We start from the raw sequence: 19255 nt of genomic DNA on the forward strand, positions 1-19255 counted from the left end.
CCCGTTTCGTCTGTCCGGGCCCGCGAGCGGCTACGACAACCCGTCGTGCCGCCCCGCTGACCCTGCCGGGTCAGAGACCGAGCTGTCGGCGTACCTCGGCAGCCACCCGGCCACCCTCGGCCTGGCCCGCCACCGCGGCCTGGGCCGCCTTCATCGCCGGGCCCATCTGGGCCTTGCCGGTGAAGCCGCCCGCGGCGAGCGCCCCCGACACCAGCTCGGTCAGCTCGGCGTCTGAGAGCTGCTTGGGCAGGTAGCGGTCCAACACCTCACCCTCGGCGCTCTCCTTCGCGGCCTGCTCGGCGCGCCCGGCGTCGGCGAAGGCGGTGGCCGCCTCCCGACGCTTCTTGGCTTCCTTGGTCAGCACCGCGAGCACCTCGTCATCGGTGAGCTCGCGCTTGGCCTTGCCGGCGACCTCGGCGGTGCCGACGGCGGCCAGGGCCATCCGCAGCGTGGAGGTGGTCAGCTCGTCGCGCGCCTTGAGCGCGGAACGCATGTCGGCAGTGAGGCGGTCCTTCAGCGTGCTCATGGAGGGTCAAACTACCCTGAACGCCATGCGAAAGCGCACACTATTCCGGCTCGCCGCCGGAACCGCCACGATCGGCGCGGCCACCCTCGCGTACGCGTCGCTCGTCGAGCGCAACATGTTCACCCTGCGGCGGTACGACGTGCCGGTGCTTCCGGCCGACGCGGAGCCGCTGCGCGTGCTGCACCTGTCGGACCTGCACATGATGCCCGACCAGGCGCGCAAGCAGCGCTGGGTGGCATCGCTGGCCGCCCTCGACCCCGACCTGGTGGTGGTGACCGGCGACAACATGGCACACCCTGGTGCGGTGCCCGGGGTGCTGCGGGCCCTGCAACCACTGCTGGACTACCCGGGCGCGTTCGTGTTCGGCTCCAACGACTACACCGGGCCGGTGTTGAAGAACCCCTTCACCTACTTCCTGCCCGACCGGGAGTACACCGAGGGCGTCGAGCTGCCCTACGAGGAGTTGCGTCAGGTCTTCACCGGCGCCGGCTGGGCGGACCTCAACAACGCCCGGACCATGCTGAAGGCCGGCGGCCGACAGCTCGACCTGGTCGGCGTCGACGACCCGCACATCGACCGGGACGACTACCCCTCCGTGGCCGGCGCGGTGTCGTCCTCGGCGGACCTCTCCATCGCGCTGACGCACTCACCCGAGCCACGGGTGCTCGACCAGATGGCGGCGGACGGCTTCGGGCTGCTGCTGGCCGGGCACACCCACGGTGGTCAGGTCTGCGTACCGGGCTTCGGGGCGCTGGTGACCAACTGCGGCCTGCCCCGCTCGATGGCGCGCGGCCTGCACCGGTGGCCGGGCTCGGACTCCTGGCTGCACGTCTCCGCCGGCCTCGGCACCCACCCGACCGCCCCGATCCGCTTCGCCTGCCCCCCGGAGGCCAGCATCCTGACCCTCATCCCCCGCTGACCGCCCCGCTGCGCCGCCCCCGCCCGCTTCAAGATTCGCGCACCATCAGGGATGTTGCTGCCTCGGCGCGTCGTGAGGCAGCAACATCCTGGAAGTTGTGCGGATCTTGGCCACTCCGGGCAGGGTCGGAGCGGCGGGGGTACCGAGTTTGACCATCGGGGCGGGTGGGCTACTATTTGTCGGCACGCCTCGGGGTGTGGCGCAGCTTGGTAGCGCGCTTCGTTCGGGACGAAGAGGTCGTCGGTTCGAATCCGGCCACCCCGACCAGAGGCCGAAGGCCAGGTGAGATTCCCTCTCACCTGGCCTTTTTGTCTGCCCCAGCAAGCCCTGTCGACCGGTTCCCGTGACTACGGCTGCGTGGCTGGCGTCCGCGTGTGACCCACCCTCAGGCGCCTCAACCGTGGATCCCGCCCGACGGCACGGCAGCGGCACCCCTTGCTGTTCACCATCACCGCTGCTTTCACCGGCACCTCCTTCACTGCGACCTTCACTGCGACGACCGACCCGACCGATCCCGCCGGCGGGCTGGCCGTGTCCATCGACGAGGACGCCGCCGGTGGCGAGGGCCAGCAGTTCCTGTTCGTGGTGACGCCGGCAGCCGCCACCACGGTGCGCGTCCTGCGCGACGGGCAGGAGGTGGCGAGGAGCGCCGTCAGCGGCTCCGGGACGGCCATGCAGGTGCCCCACCCCACCGCGGGCCTCGTCGTGGAGGCGCTCGACGCGTCCGGCGGGACAATTGCCAACGGTCGGGTGGCCCAGCAGGGCGCACAGCGGGCAACCGAGACCGACACCTGGAACCAGGAGTGACCGCTTCGCGATGATCCCCGGCACGGCGACGCCTTTCGGGCACCCCTCCGACCGGTTCTTGAGCTGCCGATATAGGTGTTTCTACCGATCCCCCCGAATGCTGCCAGCTCTACCGTCAGTGGCACACCACACTGTCCGAGGGAGACCACCGATGACCATCGCACCCGATCTCATCGCCGTGAAGGCACGCCAGCAGGTGACGTGGGCCAGCGGTGACTACGGCGCCGTCGCCGCGCTCATCCATCCGATCTCCGAGCTTCTGGTGACCGCCGCCGACCTTTCCGCCGGCGCCCGCGTACTCGACGTGGCGACCGGGTCCGGCAACGCCGCCATCGCCGCCGCCCGCTGCGGCTGCGTCGTGACCGGCGTCGACTACGTACCCGAACTGTTGGAACGCGGCCAGGCCCGCGCCGCCGCTGAACGACTCCCGGTCACGTTCGTGACCGGCGACGCGGAGCGCCTGGCGTACGCCGACGGGTCCTTCGACGCCGTGCTCTCCGTCGTCGGGGTGATGTTCGCGCCGGACCAGGAGCGGGCGGCGGCGGAGTTGGTCCGGGTCTGCCGGCCCGGCGGCACGGTGGCGCTGGCGTCGTGGACGCCGCAGGGCTTCATCGGCGACCTGTTCCGCACGGTGGGGCGGCATGTGCCGCCACCGGCAGGGCTGCGCCCGCCGGTCGAGTGGGGCGACGAGGGCCGGGTCCGCGAGCTGCTCGGCACGGCAGTGGGTGAACTGCGGACGGTACGCCGGGAGTTCGTCTTCCGCTTCGGCACACCAGAGGAGTTCGCCGACTTCTTCCGGGTCAACTACGGTCCGACGTTGAAGGCGTTCGAGGCACTGCCCGAGGAGCGACGCCCGGACCTGCACGCCGATCTGGTGGAGCTGGCCCGCATCCACAACCGCGCCACCGACGCCACGGTCCGGATCCCGGCGGAGTACCTGGAGGTCGTGGCGCAGAGGACCACCGACCCGGCCTGACACCCGTCCGCGCCACCCCGCTCGAGGTGGCGCGGGCCGGTCGGTCGTGCCATTCGGTGCGCTCGATCTCAGTCCTGCCGTTCGGTGCGCTCGATCTCAGTCCTGCCGTTCGGTGCGCTCGATCTCGGCGAACGCGGCGGCCAGGTAGTCGTCCAACGGCACGCTGGTCGCCGCCAACAGGTCGGCCACCAGCAGCGGAGCGTGTCGAGCCACAGCCGACGCGTCCGGCGGTGACTCGTCGCTCTCGGGGTCGTACACGCCCAACGCGCCGGCCAGCAGGACGAGCACCACGTGCGGGTCGACATCCGTTCGCCACCGCGTCGACTCCTGCACGCAGCGGGTCAACACCTGGCGGATGTCGTCGCCGGTCAACCCGTCCGGATGGCTCTCCTCCAGCAGCAACCGCACCACCGCGCCGAGCACCAGGCCGGAACGCTCGTCCGCGGCGAGACCGCCGACCGCCTCGTCGTACGCCTGACCGTCGCGTGCCTGGGCGGCGGCGACGGCCGTCGTTGCGGTCAACGCGATGGCGCGGGCGGTAGCGGGCAGATGTCGCCAGGTGCCGGTCATCGCGCCAGCATCGCAGACCCGGCGGACACCGATCGGCCGCGACCAGGGCGAGTGGATCAACGTGGGATTGGTCACCCGCCGGCCCCGGTGACCGCGAGGCGTGGCCAAAACGGTTCGCGCGGCGTCAGACCCACCGAACAGAATGCCGGCATGCTGCGTCGTGCCCTGCCCCGCCGTTCGGAAGCTCGCCGGATCCTCCTCGGCACTCTGCTGTCGGCGATCGGGCGGGGTCTGACCCTGCCGTTCCTGTTCATCTACCTGACCGACGTACGCGGGCTCACCGACACCCGTGCCGGGCTCGTCATCGGCTGGTACGGCGTGGTCACCCTGGCCCTGTCGCCGCTGGGCGGGACACTGATCGACCGGATCGGCGCCCGCCGGGTGGTGGTGCCCTGCCTGCTGATCGAGGCGATCGGCACCGGCTCGCTGGCGCTGGTCCACTCGACCGGCTCGGCCCTGCTGGTGATGACGGTGATCGCCATCGGCAGCTCGGCGATCTGGTCCGGGCAGAACACCATCCTCGCGTCGCTGACCGACGACGATGAGCGGCAACGCGTCTTCGGGTTGAACTTCGCCCTGCTCAACCTCGGCATCGGCATCGGCGGCATGACCTCCGGCGCGATCGTCGACACCGCCCGGCCCGGCACCTTCCAGGCGATCTACCTGCTGGACGCGGTGACCTACCTGATGCCGGCGCTGATCCTGCTCACCCTGCCCGGGGTGGGCCACCGACTCGGCAAACGTCGAGGCGTCGGCGAGCCGTCGCCCGGTGGCTACCTGACGGTGCTCCGCGACCGCCCGTTCCGGCGGCTGGTGATCTTCGGGCTGATCCTCACCACCTGCGGCTACGCGCAGGTGGAGGTGGGCTTCGCCGCGTACGCGGTGCGGGTGGCCGAGGTGAACCCCCGTGTCGTGGCCTGGGCACTCGCGGCCAATACCGTGATGATCGTGCTCGCGCAACTCCTGGTTATCCGCCGGATCGAGGGGCGCAGCCGCACCCGGGCGTTGGCAGTGGTGGGAGCGGTGTTCGCCGCCGCCTGGCTGGTCCTCGGCGCGGCCGGCCTGGTCAGTGCTGAGAACGCCGTGCTGGCCGCCCTGTGCGTGGTGCTCTGCTCGGCGATCTTCGGCTTCGGCGAGACGATGCTGTCCCCGGTGATGCCCGCACTGACCAACGCGCTGGCCACCGACGAGCTGCGCGGCCGGTACAACGCGATGAGTTCGATGATCTTCGGAATCAGCGGCGTGATCGGCCCGGTGACCGCCGGCCCGCTCATCGGCGCCGCCAACGGCATGGTCTGGGTGGCGACGGTGGTCGGCGGCTGCCTGGTCGCGTCGCTTGTCGCGCTCTCCCTGCGCCGGCTGCTCACCACGGAGCAGGACGGCCTCCCGACGGCCACCCCGGCATCCCCCACCCCCACGCCCGCCCCCGCCTGACCTCGAACACCCCCTCCGCACCCCGCACCCCGCAGCGCGCCGCCTCGCGCCTCGCACCCCCGCGCCCTGCGCCTCGCGCCCCCGCGCTTCGCACCCCGCACCCCCGCGCCCTGCGCCTCGCGCCCCCGCGCCCTGCGCCTCGGCCCCCGCGCCCTGCGCCTCGCGCCCGAGGCACCAACTTCCCGGAAGTTGGTGCCTCGGGCGCGCGGGAGGCAGCAACATCCGGGAAGTTGCGCGGACCTTCCTTATTGGCCTCGTCATTGATCTTGTCGAGGTCCAAGATCGTGCTAAATCCTGGATGTAGTGGCATCCGGCGCGTACCGATGCCACTACATCCATGTTCGAGCGCGATCTTGCCCAGAGAGCGTGCGCGGGCGGCACGGGCGCAGGCGGCACGGGCGCAGGCGGCACGGGCGCGGGCAGCCAGGCACGAGCGCGGGCAGGCACGGCCGGGGCAGGCGGTGTCTGGGACGGCCGGGGCAGGCACGGGCGCGGGCGGGCACGGCCGGGGCAGACGGTGTCTGAGACGGGTCGGGCCCCGGAGCTGGTGCTCCGGGGCCCGATGATCGCGGGGTCGGCCGTCAGGCGGCGGGGACCTCGGCGGTGGTGCGGATCCGGTCCAGCGTCGGCGCGGAGACCGGCGACTGGGCGGTCAGGTAGGCCACGAACGCGTCCAGGTCGATCTGGCCGGTGACCAGGTTCGTCCCGCCGGTGAAGGTGCTGAAACCGTCACCGCCGCCGGCCAGGAAGTTGTTCACCGTCACCCGGTAGGTGGCGGCGGTGTCGACGGTGGTGCCGCCGAGGGTGAGGCTGCCCCGGACCACCCGGGTGCCGGCGCACGGGTCGGCGACCGTACCGGTGGTGCCGTTCGGGTCGACCACGTAGCCCACGGTGGCCGACGGGTACAGGGTCCGACCGGTGACGAACTGCTGTTCCAGTACGCAGTAGAGCTGCGCACCGGTCAGGTCGAGCGTCACCAGGTTGTTGGCGAACGGCTGTACCGTGAACGCCTCCTCGTAGGTGACCGGGCCGGCGTTGAGGTCCGCCCGGACCCCACCCGGGTTCATGAAGGCGGCGACCGCATTCTGCTCGTCATCGGTGGCGGCGAGCTGCGCGTCGGCGATCAGGTTGCCCAGTGGCGACTCGCCCAGGGTCGTACCAAAGAGGGTTTCCTGGGTCTTGGTGATCGCGGTGGCGGTCACGCCGACCTGGCGGTCGGCGACCGGGCCGAGCACCGTCTTGTACCGGTTGATCAGCGCGGTCTGCCTCCGGTCCGGGGCCACGTCGCGGGTGACCACGACGTTGTTCGCGGCGGCGGAGATCACGTCCCCGCTCCGGCGGTCGATCTTGAGGTCGATGTCGGTGACCAGGCGACCGAACGAGCTGGCACTGGTGACCAGCTTGCCGTTGATGTCGCAGTTGTACGCCTGGTGGGTGTGCCCGCTGACCACCACGTCGATCGACGGGTCCATCCGGTTGGTGATGTCCACGATGGGGCCGGTCATGCCGACGCAGTCGTTGATGCCGCCGGTCGACGCCTGGGCGCCGCCCTCGTGCAGCAGCACGACGATCGCCTGTACGCCCTTGCGGCGCAGCTCGCGCGCGTACCGGTTGGCGGTGTCCGCCTCGTCGGCGAAGCTGAGGCCGGCGACGCCCTGCTGGCTGACGATCTGCGGGGTGCCCTCCAGGGTCATCCCGATGAAGCCGACCTTGACGCCCTGCACCTTGTGGATCGCGTACGGCGCCATCAGCGGCTTGCCGGTGGCGGTCTTGAAGGCGTTCGCGGACAGGTACTGGAAGCCCGCACCTCGGTACGGGGTTCCGTCGGCGCAACCGTCCACCGGGTGGCAGCCGCCGTTCTGGATTCGCAGCAGCTCGGCCGCGCCTTCGTCGAACTCGTGGTTGCCGACGCTGGCGTAGTCCAGCCCGGCCATGCTCAGCGCCTCGATGGTCGGCTCGTCGTGGAACGCGGCGGAGAGCAGCGGGGACGCACCGATCAGGTCACCGGCGGCAACGGTGATGGTGTTCTGCTTCTTGGCTGCGGCACGCAGCTCGGCAAGGTGGGTGGCCAGGAACTCGACGCCGCCCGCGGTCTGCCCGGCGATGGTGCCGCTGGACCCGGTCGGCGGTTCGAGGTTGCCGTGGAAGTCGTTGAGGGCGAGCAGGGTGACGTCGACCGGCTTCGGCCCGGCGTCGGCCTGCTCAGGGCTGGTGGCGACCGCGCCGAAAGCGGCCACCGCGAGCGCGGTCAGGCCGACAGTGGCCCGACGCATCCCGGGTATGAACATGGATCTCCTCGTGAGAATCGGCGCGTACGGTGCCTGGCCTCTGGGTCGACCGGGCCGCCGACGGACGCCGTCGAAAGGGTCGCGGATGACGGTGGTTGAGCATGGCCCCCGCCCCGACAGCCTCTCATCCGGACGCCCACCGGTCGACCCGGGCAGCGCATCGGAGCAGCGCGTACGCCGAGGCCGCTATCGATCATCGTTTAACGCGGTCTGCCGGACAACGTCGGACCCGGGGTCTAGAAAGGACGGGACAGCCTACGAGGAATGGGGACGGCATCGTGAGCGGAACGACACCCGTGGCGGAGCAGGTGCGATCGGTCGACGGCACACCCATCGGGTTCGAGCGGTCCGGTGCCGGGCCGGCGGTCGTCCTCGTCGGCGGCGCGTTCAGCGATCGCAACGCGACCCGCGACCTGGGTGCGGCACTGGCGCCCGATTTCACCGCCTTCAGCTATGACCGTCGCGGTCGGGGCTACAGCGGCGACACCGCACCGTACGAGGTCGGCCGCGAGATCGACGACCTGGCCGCCCTGATCGCGGCGGCGGGTGGTTCCGCCGCCGTCTACGGCATCTCCTCCGGTGCCGTCCTGGCCGCCCTCGCCACCGCACAGGGCCTGCCGGTGACCAAGTTGGTCATGTTCGAGCCACCGTTCCAGGTCGGCCCGCACGTGGGCGTCCGCAAGGACATCACCCCGCAGCTCATCGAGCTGATCGCCGCCGACGACCGGGACGGCGCGGTGGAGACCTTCCTCAGCGCATCGGTGGGGCTGCCGGCCGAGCAGATCACCGGGATGCGGTCACAACCGGTGTGGGGTGGGCTGACTGCGGTAGCGCACACGCTGGTGTACGACTCGATCGTCACCGCCGGAGGGCGGTTCCCCGCCGAACGGCTGGCGGCCATCACCGTGCCGACCCTCGCTGTGGACAGCACCGGCAGTCCTCAGTGGTTGCGGGACGCGAGTCGGGCGGCGGCCGAGGCCGTCCCGGGCGGTCGGTCCGTCAGCCTCGACGGCGGCTACCACGACGTGCCGCCGACGACGCTGGCCCCCGCGCTGCGCGAGTTCCTGCTCGGTTGACCGCACCAGCGGCCCGCCGAGGCGCGGCCCGGCGGATCAGCCGTCAGCCAGGGCCCTGTCGACCAGGGCAGCTACGGCGTCCGGTGGCCAGGCGCCCGCCACGCCGGGCCGGTCCGCCAGGTAGGTGGCGATCCGCTCGGCGGGCCAGCCGTGCGACTCGCGCAGCCCTCGGGCGATCATGCCGAGGTAGATCGGCGCGGGAGGTCGGCACCGCACGGCTGACGCCCCCTCGGGGGCGGTGAAGGTGAGCATCGGAACACCGTCGCGGCTGCCCGGGCAGATCAACGTCTCGTACCGCCCCGGGCCGAGCGTGGCCCGTCCGTTGGCGACGGCGGCGTCGATGGCCGCGCCGGTCGCCGGGATCAGCTCGGTCGTGTCGCCCGGCGGGCGGTACATCTCCTGGGCCGCGATGTCGGTGAACTGCTCCAGGGTGACCAGGTAGGCGCGGGCCGCGGCCTCGCCCGGCAGGTGCGGGTCGTAGAAGGCCATGCCGCCGGTCCAGGCCGCGGACTCGCCGGCGAAGTAGACGCCGCCGGGCAGTGACACGGGCGTCGATCGGCTGGGTGGACGCCGGTCGCGGCAGCCCGGGTACGTCCGCTTTCCTCCGGGTGGGCAGCCACCACCGATGTACCAGCCCAGCCGGGCGGCGTGCATGTTCGAGCCGTACGAGACGTACCAGGCCAGCACGATGACCCCTCAGAAGCCGCAGGTCTGCCCGGCGGAGTGGCTCACCTGCACGGTGTGGGTCACGCATCCGCCGGCCTCGATCGAGTGCAGCAGGAAGGCGGTGGGCTCGTTGACCCAACCGATCTGCTCGTCGGCGCTCATGGTGAGCGTGCTCTGCTTCCAGGTGCTGGGCGCCACGGTGAGGACCGTGCCCGCGTACGCCGTGGTGACCGGGCGGTGCAGGTGGCCGGCGCCGACCCGTACCACGTGCCGGTGCCGGCCGATCACCTCGGCGAGCGCGTCACCGTCGGCGAGCCGGATGGAGTCCGCGACGGGGATGCCGACCGCGACCGGCGGGTGGTGCAGAAAGATCACGGCGGGCACCTCGGGCCGCCCGGCCAGCACCCCGTCAAGCCAGCCGAGTTGTTCCTCGCCGAGTTGGCCGCCGTCGCTGCCGGGGACGAGCGAGTCGAGTACCACGACAGACGCCGCCTCGTGGTCGACGTGGTAGTAGGCCGAGAAGCCGCCGCCGAGCCACGGCGTGCCGCCGAACGCGTCGAGCAGGGACTCCCGGTCGTCATGGTTGCCGGTGGTCAGGTGCACCGGAAGCGGGAAACGGCCGATCACCTCGCGCAGCGCCACGTACTCGTCGGGCTGGCCGTGGTCGGCCAGGTCGCCGCTGATCACCACGCAGTCCGGTCGGGGTCGCAACGCCAGCACCCGGCCGAGCGCTCGGTGCAACCCGGCGGCCGGTTCGGCGGCGAGCAGGCCGGTGGTCAGGTGCGGGTCACTGAGCTGGGCGATGAGCATGGGCTCGCCTCCTCGGCGCCGGGAGGCTCCACGCTAGCGGCAGGCGCGGCGTCGCGGGGGCACACGCCGATGCGGGTGAGTTGGCCGCTGAGGGGGACGGGGCGCTGGGTCCGGCCCGCTCCGGCGATCGAGTCGCACTCGATCGACGCCGGACACGCCGGCTGCCTTGCGGCGATTCAGTGAAAATTCGCTGATGGCACGCACCAATGCCGTCCCGGCACAAGCTGACAATTGCTTGCCTGCTTGCGCCGGGACGGCAATCAGTTGAATTTATCGACTAGGCCAGTCGAACGGGAAGCTCGATGCTGTTGCAGTTGTAGGTCGTCGTGCCGGTCCACCAAATCAGGGTGTTCCGCGTCTGGGTTCCGTATACGCCATCGGCGGTAATTCCCTCGGACCTCTGCGCATTCCTCAGGGCAGTCTTGGTTGCCGGACCGAAATCGCTGTCGATCGCGATGTTCTGGTTGTAGCAGTACTTCAAGGTCTGCTGCAACTTCTTCACGGCCGCGCTGTTGGCGCCCTGCGCCATACCGCAAGCCGTGCTGGCAGCGGTGCTGCCAGCCGAGGGAATGTCCTCGCCCGAGACCCCGACGTCTCCCCCGACAACCGAAACTGTCCGATAGCAGGTCGCCTGAATCGTGAAGTCTCCCGCAAGTGCGGGCGAGGCACCAATCAGCTGAACTCCGCCGAGCGCGAGTGCACCGAACAGTGCGGCTCCAACACGTGCTTTCCCCGTTGCGCGCATTTTGATCCTAACTAGAGGGATAATCCAATGTGGACACATTCACCGTAACGAAGACACCAATGGCGCGCAAGCACTTCGCCCAGAGGGTGCGTTCCGAATAGCGAGGGCCCACGCACATAGTAGTTGATCCATCGGTTAACGTGTGCCCCTCGCGCTGCCGCTCACCACCGCCCAGGACGGTTGGGCGATCGCCGCGGCCGCCCAGAGCCGGCCGCCGCCCACGCCTGACCTGCGGCCCGTACGCCGAGGGGCTGCCACCCCCACACCCCGACCTCAATGCCCACAGGCTGTGTCCACAGCCTGTGGATAGCACGTGTGTACGAAGCCCGGCCGGTCCCAGCCACCGTGAGTACGCTTGATCGAGCGGTTCGGCGTCGGCCGAGCCCCCTCCCCTACCTGGAACGACGTGCGAGTGGATCATCAGCGAGTCATCCGTGACGTCACCGTCCGCCTGCCGATGGCGTCGAGCACGCCGGAGGCGTGTCGGTGGACGGTCACCGCGCTGTCCCGCCACACCCCGGCGACCATCTCCGTGCTGCTCGCGGTCCACGACCGCCTGCGCTGCGTCGCCGCGACCGGGGCCTGGCAGGTCTTCGCCACCGTGCCGGCTCGGACCGGCATCGTCGGCCGGGTGTACGCGACCGGCGCTCCCGCCGTCGTCCCGGACGTCACCGTGGACCCGGACTACCTGCCGGTCCGCCCGGATGTGACGGCCGAGCTGTGCGTACCGGTGCTGGACCCGACGGGACGGGCGATCGGCGTACTCGACCTGCAGTGGAGTGAGCCCACCGACCTGGAGCCGTGGCGGGAGACCGCGCAGCGGCTGGCCGACGGGCTCGGCGCACGGATCGCCGCACTCGGTGGCCCACCTGCGGAGAGTCGCAGCGAGAAGCTGCTTCGGCACGCGGCGGCGCTCTCCTCCGCGCCGACCGAGGGAGAGGTGATGGGGGCGGCGGCCCGCGCCGCCCGAGAGGTCTCCGCGCTCTCCACCGCACTGCTGCTGATCGGCGGTCAGCTCGGCCCGTCCCCGGCGACGCCGAGCGACCTGGAGACCCGGATTCGCGCCGAGCTGGCCGCGGCGGGTCCCGCCGCCCTGGACCGGATGGTCGAGCGGGCCCACCGTTACGGCGCCGGGTACACGCTGGGCGAGACCGGGCATCCCCCGACCGAGGACTACCGCCCGCTGACCCGGGCAGGGGTACGCACGCTGGTGGCCGTGCCGGTCGGGCCCACTGACGCCGGTGGGGTGCTGCTGGTCGCCGACGAACGCGCGCTGCGCCCGGACCCGACCACGGTCAGCCTCATGGAGTTGCTCGCCGGACAGGCCTGGACGAGCGTGGACCGGCTGCGCACGCTGGCCCGGCTGCGGGAGCAGGCCAGCTCCGACCCGCTGACCGGGTTGCGGCACACCGGCCCGTTCGGGCAGCGGATCGCGGCGGCCACCCCCGGGCGTACGGCTCTGCTGGCGATCGACGTGGACGGCTTCAAGACCGTGAACGACACGTACGGCCACCAGGCCGGCGACCGGGTGCTGGTCGGGCTGGCCCGGGCGCTGGAGGGGGCGCTGCGGCACGGCGACGAGTTGTACCGGATCGGCGGCGACGAGTTCGTCGCGGTGATCGAGGTGAGCCGCCCGGAGGAGGCGGTCCGCATCGCCGAACGGCTCACCGAGGCGGCCCGACGCATCGGCCGCACGATCAGCGTGGGCGTCGCACTGCCCCGCCCCGGCGAAACCCCGGACCGCACCCTGAAACGAGCCGACCAGGCCCTCTACGCGGTAAAACGCCAAGGCCGAGACGGCGTCCTGCTCTCCGCCGCGTAGCCGCCCCCACGTCCCCGCCGATCTTGCACTTTCGGTTGTCGTTCTGTCGCCCTCGCCCCTTATGCCGGCACAGAAACTGCAAGATCGCGGCAGCGGGGGGGTGCGGGGGTCAGGGGGTGCGGAGTTCTTTGGCCAGGAGTTCGGCGATCTGGGCGGTGTTGAGGGCGGCGCCCTTGCGGAGGTTGTCGCCGGTGACGAAGAAGTCGAGGGCGCGGGGGTCGTCCAGGGCCCGGCGGATCCGGCCGACCCAGGACGGGTCGGTGCCGACGGCGTCGATCGGCATCGGGAACTCCCCGGCCGCAGGGTCGTCGACCAGGATCACCCCGGGTGCGTTGCGCAGCGCCTCGCGAGCACCCTCGGCGTCGACCTCGGTGGCGAAGACCGCGTGCACCGCGACCGAGTGGGCGGTGACCACCGGCACCCGGACGCAGGTGGCGGAGACCTTGAGGTCGGGGAGGCCGAGGATCTTCCGCGACTCGTTGCGGATCTTCATCTCTTCCGATGACCAGCCGCTGTCCGCCGGGGAGCCGGCCCAGGGGACCACGTTGAGCGCCATGGGTGCGGGGAACGGCCCCAGGTCGTCGCCGACCGCCTGGCGTACGTCGCCGGTGCGCGAGCCGAGCGCCCGATCGCCGGCGACCTTGGTGAGCTGGTCGTGCAGGATGTCGACGCCGGACTGACCGGCTCCGGAGACCGCCTGGTAGGAGGCGAGCACCAGCTCCCGTAGGCCGTACTCGCGGTGCAGCGGCGCGACGGCGACGATCATCGCGAGGGTGGTGCAGTTGGCGTTGGCGATGATGCCCCGGGGCCGGTTGCGGACCTGCTCGGGGTTGATCTCCGGAACGACCAGCGGGACGTCGCGGTCCATCCGGAACGCGCCGGAGTTGTCGACAGCGATCGCGCCCCGGGCGACGGCGATCGGCGCCCACTCGGCGGAGACCTCGTCGGGCACGTCGAACATGGCCACCTGGACACCGTCGAACGCCTCGGGGGTCAGCGCCTGGACGACGAGTTCCTCGCCCCGGCAGCGGACCCGGCGACCGACGGAGCGCTCGGAGGCGAGCAGCCGGATCTCCCCCCAGACGTTGCGTCGCCCGGTGAGCAGCTCACACATCACGGTGCCGACGGCACCTGTCGCTCCGACCACGGCGAGGGTGGGCAGCGCCGTCATCGGCGCTACCTACCCGTCCCCGCGTAGACCACGGCTTCGGTGTCGCCGCCCAGCTCGAACGCGTCGTGGATGGCGCGGACGGCGGCGTCGAGGTCGGTGTCCCGGCAGACCACGGAGACCCGGATCTCGGAGGTGGAGATCATCTCGATGTTGACCCCGGCCGCGCCGAGCGCGGCGAAGAAGCCGGCCGCCACCCCGGGGTGCGAGCGCATGCCCGCGCCGATCAGCGAGACCTTGCCGACGTGGTCGTCGTAGAGCAGGCCCTTGAACTTGACCGGCTCCTGGATCTTGCTGAGCGCCGCCATCGCGGTGGGGCCGTCGGCCTTGGGCAGGGTGAACGAGATGTCCGTCCGGCCGGTGCCCTCGGTGGAGACGTTCTGCACGATCATGTCGATGTTGATCTCGGCGCCGGCGACGGTGTCGAAGATCCGCGCGGCGGCACCCGGCTCGTCGGGCACCCCGACGATCGTGATCTTGGCCTCGCTGCGGTCGTGCGCGACCCCGGTGATCAGTGCCTGCTCCACGGAAAGGTCCTCCATCGATCCGGTGACCATCGTGCCGGTGTTGGTCGAGTATGACGAACGGACGTGGATCGGCAACCCCGCCCGCCGGGCGTACTCCACGCTACGCAGGTGCAGCACCTTCGCGCCGCACGCGGCCAGCTCCAACATCTCCTCGTAGGTGATGTGCTGGATGTGTCGGGCGTTGGGCACGATCCGCGGGTCGGCGGTGAAGATGCCGTCCACGTCGGTGTAGATCTCGCAGACGTCGGCGTGCAGGGCGGCGGCGAGCGCCACGGCCGTGGTGTCCGAACCACCGCGGCCCAGCGTGGTGACGTCCTTGGTGTCCTGCGAGACGCCCTGGAAGCCGGCCACGATGACCACCGAACCCTCGTCGAGCGCGCCCTTGAGCCGCCCTGGGGTGACGTCGATGATCCGGGCGCGGCCGTGCACCGAGGTGGTGATCACGCCGGCCTGCGAACCGGTGAACGAGCGGGCTTCGTACCCCAGGTTGTGGATGGCCATGGCCAGCAGGGCCATGGAGATCCGCTCCCCGGCGGTGAGCAGCATGTCCAGCTCGCGGCCCGGCGGCAGCGGGCTGACCTGGTTGGCCAGGTCGAGCAGCTCGTCGGTGGTGTCACCCATCGCGGAGACCACCACCACCACGTCGTCGCCGGCCTTGCGGGCGGCGACGATGCGCTCGGCCACCCGCTTGATCCGCTCGGCGTTGGCGACGGAGGACCCGCCGTACTTCTGCACCACGAGTGCCACGACGGTGCACTCCCTCCCAGCGACCCTGAGCGTGCCGACGCCGCCGGAACCGGGGCCGGCGGCGCGTGTCAGACCCCATGAGGGTATCCGGCGGATAACGAAGCCGGGTCAGGTGATCCCACCATCCGGCCCGGCCGGGACCGGCCAGGCCGGTCCCACCAGGTCGGACGGGTACGCCGGGACGCCTCGCCCGACACGCCGGAACGAGCCGGGTACGCGCCGGCACCCACCTACCGCCCGCACCCACCAGAATGGGCCGGTGCCCGTCCTCATCCGCTCGGCCGGCCGCGTGCTCGGGCCGCTCGTCCTCGCCCTGCCAGCCCTCCTGGTCGCCTGCACCAGTGAGCAGCCTCCGACTCCGCCGCCCGTCGATCCGGGGCCGGTCGAGGTGGACGCCGCACGGGATGAGCTGGCCGCGCTTGCCGCGGCGGCTCAGGACCGTCACCTGGTGGCCCAGTACGTCTACAGCCAGGCGGGTAAACCGGATCGCACCATCGTGTTCACCAGCGCGAACGACGGCAGCTGGCGGGTGGATGTGCCGGGGGGCGCCCTGGGTGGCACCGCCGATGTCTCGATGGCCAGCACGGCCGACGGGCTGTTCCAGTGTGCCCTGCCGTCGGCCGGTCATACCGGGTCGGCGAGTTGCGTACGCCTGGGTGATCGCGACGACGCGATCCCACGCCGGTCGGACCCCCGGGTCCAGCACCTGCTCACCGACTGGCTGAACGTGCTCACCGACCGACGCGCGCCGTTGGCGGTCGCCCCGGCCAACGCGCCCGAGGGTCTCACCGGCACCTGCTACTCGGTGGATTCCACCTCGGCGTCGCTCAACGCCCCGCTGGATGTGGGCATCTACTGCTACGACCAGGACGGCACACCGACCGGCGTCCGGACCGGGGGCGGGACGCTGCGGCTGGCCGGTGCACCCGGCCCGGCACCGGCCACCGTGCAGCTGGCCGGCCCGGTGGTGATCGACCGGGAGCCGCTCGACACCGCGGCGCCGCCGACCCCTGACCCGTCGGAGAGCCCGAGCGCGGGAACGCCCTGATCTTCGTCCCGTTACGGGTGCTCTTGCCCACATTTAGCCACCCTGTTCTGAGGAGCGAATCGCCCATACAGGACGATCCGGTGTATGGCCGACCTCACCCCGCTGCTCGCCTACCGCTGGAGTCCGCGAGCTTTCGACCCGAGCGCCGAGCTGACCCCGGAGGAGTCCGCCTCGCTGCTGGAGGCCGCGCGCTGGGCCCCGTCGACGGAGAACGGGCAGCCCTGGCGGTTCGCCCTCGGCCACCGCGACGACGAGACCTGGAAACGGATCCTGATCAGCCTCCCGGTCGACGACCAGATCTGGATCCGGCACGCAGCGACCCTGGTGGTCGGCGCCCACACCGGCCTCGACACCGAGCGGGCCGCGTACGACCTGGGACAGGCGGTCGCCCACCTGACAGTGCAGGCCACCGCGCTCGGCCTGCACGTGCACCAGCTCACCCGGTTCGACCGGGCCGGCCTCTCCACCGAACTCGACCTGCCCGGCGGCGTCCGCCCGTTGGTGGTCGCCGCCGTCGGCCGACTCGGGGACCCGTTCGCCCTTCCGGCCGAGCTGCGGGCCCGGGAGACCAGCCTGCGTCGCCGCCGTCCGGTCGCCGAGCTGCTGCTGCGCTGAGCGGGCTCACCCGCCCCGGCTGGCCCGGACGAGGACCGCCGCGGCATCGGTGTTGCGATAGCGCACGTGCCGACCCTCGCGGGACCGGGACACCAGGCCGGCGCCGTGCAGCGCGGCCAGGTGCTGGGAGACGTTCCCGGCGGACATGCCGGTGAGTCGGGCCAGGTCGGTGGTGGTCAGCGCCGTCTCGAGCAGGTACAGCAGCGCGGTCCGGCCCGGCCCGATCACCCGTGCCAGTGGGTCGCCGGACGGCGGCGCGGCCGCCTCCCAGAGCGTCCCGACGGCACGGACCGGGTACGCGCCGGCCGGCAGCGAATCCTCCAGCAGGTTCCACAGCACGTGCTGCTCGGTGAACACCGTCGGGTTCAGCGCCAGCCCACGACCGCGGAGGTCGAAGTCCCGCTCGAACGTGTCGTCGCTGATCACCCTGTCGCCGTGCCAGCGCAGGCTCGGGTGGAGCTGCTCGAAGAACCGACCGGCACCGCTCTCGGCGAGCTGCGCGGCCCGGTACGCCACGTCGGCGTCGAGCAGCGCCCGCATCCGCGGCCAGTCCGGGGCGATCGCCTCGTCGTACCAGACCCGCACCGCGTCGACGACCTGCGGCAGCAGCCCGCCGGGGTCGGCGAGCAGCGCCCGCCCGAACGGGCTCAGCGGTTTCTGCCAGGTGGTCGACAGCAGGTCCTGGACCACCACGGCCGGCGGCGTCGCGGCGATCTGGTCGAGCTGCTCGGCCATCTCCACGTTCGGTCGGGCCGCCGGGGTGAGGAAGTCGGGCAGCCAGCGACCCGGCACGACCAACCCCACCAGAGGTCGGACCCGGTCGGCCACCTCGGGACGACGCAACGTCACCCGGGCCCGGTCGATCCAGGGCAGGTGCACCGCGTAGCGGATCGGGTTGGCCAGCGCCCACATGCTCATGACCGTCTCGTTGGCCGGTGACACGGCGAGCCGCACTCCCGCCACGTCGGCCAGGCTGAACCGCAACTCGGACACACGCCCCCCAGGAACAGGATTCGGTCCAGCCTAAAAGACTCGACCGGACCGATGGGGGCCCGCTTCACTCCCCGGACATGGGGACCAGAGAAACCATCCGTACCGCCGTTCGAGACGTCGTACCGCCGGCCGGGCTGACCCGCGCCCTGGCCGTGCAGGCCATGGTCTACGCCGTCGGCAGCGGTCTGTTCCACGCCGGCAGCGCCGTCTTCTTCACCCGGGCACTCGGGCTCAGCGCCGCCCAGGTCGGGTTGGGGCTGTCCGTCGCGGCGGGGGTGTCGCTGCTGGGCACGGTGCCGCTGGGTGGGCTCACCGACCGGTACGGGCCGCAGCGGGTCTGGGTGGTGGGCCTGGTGCTCAACGCGGCACTGTTCGCGACCTACCCGTTCGTGCGCGGCTTCGCGGGGTTCCTCGCCGTGGTGGTGGCGCTGGCCGCCGTGGACGCCGCTGTCGGCGTGGCCCGGCAGGTCTACTCGATCAACGCGCTCCCGCCGGCCGAACGGGTCACGGCGATGGCGTACCAGCGCTCGTCGCTGAACGTCGGCTTCGGGCTCGGCGCGGTGATCAGCGGCCTGGTGCTGGCGGTGGACACGATCACCGCGTACCGGGGAATGGTCTGGTTCATCTCGACGGTCTTCCTCGTGACGGCCCTCTTCGTGCGGCGACTGCCCCGGCTGCCGCAGGTGGCCCGACCGGCGGAGCCGATGAGTCGGCTCGCCGTGCTGCGGGACCGGCCGTTCATGGCGGTGTCCCTGGTGTCCGGGCTGCTCACCGCGCACGGGGTGCTCTACCTGACGGTCATGCCGCTGTGGATCCTCACCCACACCGACGCCCCGAAGACGATGATCGCCGGACTGGTGCTGCTCAACACCGTCCTGATCGTGCTGCTCCAGGTGCGCGTCAGCCGGGGCGCGGACACCGCGGCGGGCGCGGCCCGGGCCTCCCGCCGGGGCGGGCTGCTGATCGCCCTGTTCTGCCTGGTCCTGCCGATCTCCGGGGTCACCCGGGGCCTGCTGACCGTCGTGGTGCTGGTGGCCGCCGCCATGTTGCTGATCCTGGCCGAGCTGATCGAGTCGGCGGGCAGTTGGGGGCTCACCGCCACCCTGCCGCCGGCCGACCAGCGCGGTGCGTACGTGGGGGCGCTCGGACTCGGCGTGCAGGTCCAGTACCTGATCGCGCCGGCGGGGCTGACCGCGCTCGGGGTGACCACCGGCGGGTGGGGTTGGTTACCGACGGCAGCGATCTTCGTGCTGGTAGCGGTGGCGATCGTGCCCGCGGTGGCCTGGGCGCAACGGACGCCGAGGCTGGGTGCCGAGGCCGCAGAGCCGGCCATGACGCCGGTCCCATAGTCCGGACCTGTCTTTCCACCCCCCGTTCCATCACGTAGGGTGACCTGGTCATGTGGCAGGCGCTTCTCCTCCTTAGCCGCCGCGACGAGGCCTGACCGGCCGGCACCTCGTCGCGGAGTCGCATCGCGCCGTCCAGCACATCCGAACTTCTTCTCGGCACCGCCGCGCA

The 19255-nt window shown here is 71.5% G+C and carries 18 protein-coding genes and 1 tRNA gene; 10 read left to right on the plus strand and 9 right to left on the minus strand.

Translation table 11 applies throughout. The features are described 5' to 3' along the window. Positions 1 to 70 precede the first annotated feature (70 nt). Positions 71 to 526, minus strand: a complete 456-nt coding sequence (locus tag GA0070561_RS20860; protein ID WP_030328082.1) for a GatB/YqeY domain-containing protein — start codon at positions 524 to 526, stop codon at positions 71 to 73. Positions 527 to 551: 25 nt separating this feature from the next. Here GA0070561_RS20860 and GA0070561_RS20865 point away from each other — a divergent pair, with 25 nt between their 5' ends. The 4 genes from GA0070561_RS20865 to GA0070561_RS20880 all read left to right on the plus strand — a co-directional run bounded on the left by GA0070561_RS20865 (position 552) and on the right by GA0070561_RS20880 (position 3228). Next, positions 552 to 1445: a metallophosphoesterase gene (locus tag GA0070561_RS20865; protein ID WP_091403364.1), complete on the plus strand. Its 894-nt coding sequence runs from the start codon at positions 552 to 554 to the stop codon at positions 1443 to 1445. Between the two features lie 190 nt (positions 1446 to 1635). Continuing rightward, positions 1636 to 1712 (plus strand) — tRNA-Pro (locus tag GA0070561_RS20870). 168 nt (positions 1713 to 1880) lie between these two features. Beyond that, positions 1881 to 2252 carry a hypothetical protein gene (locus tag GA0070561_RS20875; RefSeq protein WP_091403367.1) on the plus strand — a complete coding sequence of 124 codons (372 nt, stop codon included), beginning with the start codon at positions 1881 to 1883 and terminating at the stop codon, positions 2250 to 2252. 151 nt (positions 2253 to 2403) lie between these two features. Continuing rightward, a complete protein-coding gene (locus tag GA0070561_RS20880; protein ID WP_091403369.1) occupies positions 2404 to 3228 on the plus strand; it encodes a class I SAM-dependent methyltransferase in 825 nt (274 codons plus the stop codon). 96 nt (positions 3229 to 3324) lie between these two features. On the opposite strand, the gene GA0070561_RS20885 is transcribed toward GA0070561_RS20880, so the two are convergent. Continuing rightward, positions 3325 to 3798 (minus strand): hypothetical protein, encoded by a 474-nt coding sequence (locus tag GA0070561_RS20885; protein ID WP_091403371.1) that lies wholly within the window; start codon positions 3796 to 3798, stop codon positions 3325 to 3327. Between the two features lie 150 nt (positions 3799 to 3948). Between GA0070561_RS20885 and GA0070561_RS20890 the strand changes: the two genes are divergently transcribed. Then, on the plus strand, positions 3949 to 5232 hold the full coding sequence (locus GA0070561_RS20890; protein ID WP_091403373.1) for an MFS transporter: 1284 nt from the start codon (positions 3949 to 3951) through the stop codon (positions 5230 to 5232). A gap of 581 nt (positions 5233 to 5813) precedes the next feature. On the opposite strand, the gene GA0070561_RS20895 is transcribed toward GA0070561_RS20890, so the two are convergent. Beyond that, complete coding sequence (locus GA0070561_RS20895; protein ID WP_091403376.1) at positions 5814 to 7520, minus strand: bifunctional metallophosphatase/5'-nucleotidase; 1707 nt, start codon at positions 7518 to 7520, stop codon at positions 5814 to 5816. Positions 7521 to 7798: 278 nt separating this feature from the next. On the opposite strand from GA0070561_RS20895, the gene GA0070561_RS20900 reads away from it, so the two are divergent. Continuing rightward, positions 7799 to 8596, plus strand: coding sequence for an alpha/beta fold hydrolase (locus GA0070561_RS20900; protein WP_208603811.1), 798 nt, complete (start codon positions 7799 to 7801; stop codon positions 8594 to 8596). Positions 8597 to 8632: 36 nt separating this feature from the next. Here the strand turns inward: GA0070561_RS20900 and GA0070561_RS20905 are convergent, their stop codons facing one another. From GA0070561_RS20905 to GA0070561_RS20915, 3 genes are all read right to left on the minus strand, one after another. Continuing rightward, positions 8633 to 9283: a histone deacetylase gene (locus GA0070561_RS20905; protein ID WP_244166344.1), complete on the minus strand. Its 651-nt coding sequence runs from the start codon at positions 9281 to 9283 to the stop codon at positions 8633 to 8635. A gap of 9 nt (positions 9284 to 9292) precedes the next feature. Then, positions 9293 to 10072 (minus strand): phosphodiesterase, encoded by a 780-nt coding sequence (locus GA0070561_RS20910; protein WP_091403382.1) that lies wholly within the window; start codon positions 10070 to 10072, stop codon positions 9293 to 9295. A 277-nt stretch (positions 10073 to 10349) separates the two neighbouring features. Beyond that, entirely contained in the window at positions 10350 to 10817 is a 468-nt protein-coding gene (locus tag GA0070561_RS20915; protein ID WP_167362449.1) for a peptidoglycan-binding domain-containing protein, read from the minus strand. Between the two features lie 412 nt (positions 10818 to 11229). Here GA0070561_RS20915 and GA0070561_RS20920 point away from each other — a divergent pair, with 412 nt between their 5' ends. Then, complete coding sequence (locus GA0070561_RS20920; protein ID WP_091403387.1) at positions 11230 to 12639, plus strand: sensor domain-containing diguanylate cyclase; 1410 nt, start codon at positions 11230 to 11232, stop codon at positions 12637 to 12639. A 109-nt stretch (positions 12640 to 12748) separates the two neighbouring features. Here the strand turns inward: GA0070561_RS20920 and GA0070561_RS20925 are convergent, their stop codons facing one another. Beyond that, entirely contained in the window at positions 12749 to 13810 is a 1062-nt protein-coding gene (locus GA0070561_RS20925; protein ID WP_091403390.1) for an aspartate-semialdehyde dehydrogenase, read from the minus strand. Between the two features lie 5 nt (positions 13811 to 13815). Then, positions 13816 to 15081, minus strand: a complete 1266-nt coding sequence (locus GA0070561_RS20930; protein ID WP_030489892.1) for an aspartate kinase — start codon at positions 15079 to 15081, stop codon at positions 13816 to 13818. 259 nt (positions 15082 to 15340) lie between these two features. On the opposite strand from GA0070561_RS20930, the gene GA0070561_RS20935 reads away from it, so the two are divergent. Then, positions 15341 to 16129 (plus strand): hypothetical protein, encoded by a 789-nt coding sequence (locus tag GA0070561_RS20935; RefSeq protein ID WP_244166346.1) that lies wholly within the window; start codon positions 15341 to 15343, stop codon positions 16127 to 16129. A gap of 84 nt (positions 16130 to 16213) precedes the next feature. Continuing rightward, positions 16214 to 16744 carry a nitroreductase family protein gene (locus GA0070561_RS20940; protein WP_091403392.1) on the plus strand — a complete coding sequence of 177 codons (531 nt, stop codon included), beginning with the start codon at positions 16214 to 16216 and terminating at the stop codon, positions 16742 to 16744. 6 nt (positions 16745 to 16750) lie between these two features. Here the strand turns inward: GA0070561_RS20940 and GA0070561_RS20945 are convergent, their stop codons facing one another. After that, positions 16751 to 17737: an ArsR/SmtB family transcription factor gene (locus GA0070561_RS20945; RefSeq protein WP_091403395.1), complete on the minus strand. Its 987-nt coding sequence runs from the start codon at positions 17735 to 17737 to the stop codon at positions 16751 to 16753. A 77-nt stretch (positions 17738 to 17814) separates the two neighbouring features. Here GA0070561_RS20945 and GA0070561_RS20950 point away from each other — a divergent pair, with 77 nt between their 5' ends. Further along, on the plus strand, positions 17815 to 19086 hold the full coding sequence (locus tag GA0070561_RS20950; protein ID WP_091403398.1) for an MFS transporter: 1272 nt from the start codon (positions 17815 to 17817) through the stop codon (positions 19084 to 19086). Positions 19087 to 19255 lie beyond the last annotated feature (169 nt).

The organism is Micromonospora saelicesensis (genome assembly GCF_900091575.1).
GTDB classification, from domain to species: domain Bacteria; phylum Actinomycetota; class Actinomycetes; order Mycobacteriales; family Micromonosporaceae; genus Micromonospora; species Micromonospora saelicesensis.

Coding starts and splice junctions, on each gene's coding strand:
- GA0070561_RS20925 (WP_091403390.1), bottom strand. CDS start 13,810: ATGACGGCGCTGCCCACCCTCGCCGTGGTCGGAGCGACAGGTGCCGTC.
- GA0070561_RS20880 (WP_091403369.1), top strand. CDS start 2,404: ATGACCATCGCACCCGATCTCATCGCCGTGAAGGCACGCCAGCAGGTG.
- GA0070561_RS20950 (WP_091403398.1), top strand. CDS start 17,815: ATGGGGACCAGAGAAACCATCCGTACCGCCGTTCGAGACGTCGTACCG.
- GA0070561_RS20890 (WP_091403373.1), top strand. CDS start 3,949: ATGCTGCGTCGTGCCCTGCCCCGCCGTTCGGAAGCTCGCCGGATCCTC.
- GA0070561_RS20915 (WP_167362449.1), bottom strand. CDS start 10,817: ATGCGCGCAACGGGGAAAGCACGTGTTGGAGCCGCACTGTTCGGTGCA.
- GA0070561_RS20910 (WP_091403382.1), bottom strand. CDS start 10,072: ATGCTCATCGCCCAGCTCAGTGACCCGCACCTGACCACCGGCCTGCTC.
- GA0070561_RS20940 (WP_091403392.1), top strand. CDS start 16,214: ATGGCCGACCTCACCCCGCTGCTCGCCTACCGCTGGAGTCCGCGAGCT.
- GA0070561_RS20885 (WP_091403371.1), bottom strand. CDS start 3,798: ATGACCGGCACCTGGCGACATCTGCCCGCTACCGCCCGCGCCATCGCG.
- GA0070561_RS20895 (WP_091403376.1), bottom strand. CDS start 7,520: ATGTTCATACCCGGGATGCGTCGGGCCACTGTCGGCCTGACCGCGCTC.
- GA0070561_RS20865 (WP_091403364.1), top strand. CDS start 552: ATGCGAAAGCGCACACTATTCCGGCTCGCCGCCGGAACCGCCACGATC.
- GA0070561_RS20860 (WP_030328082.1), bottom strand. CDS start 526: ATGAGCACGCTGAAGGACCGCCTCACTGCCGACATGCGTTCCGCGCTC.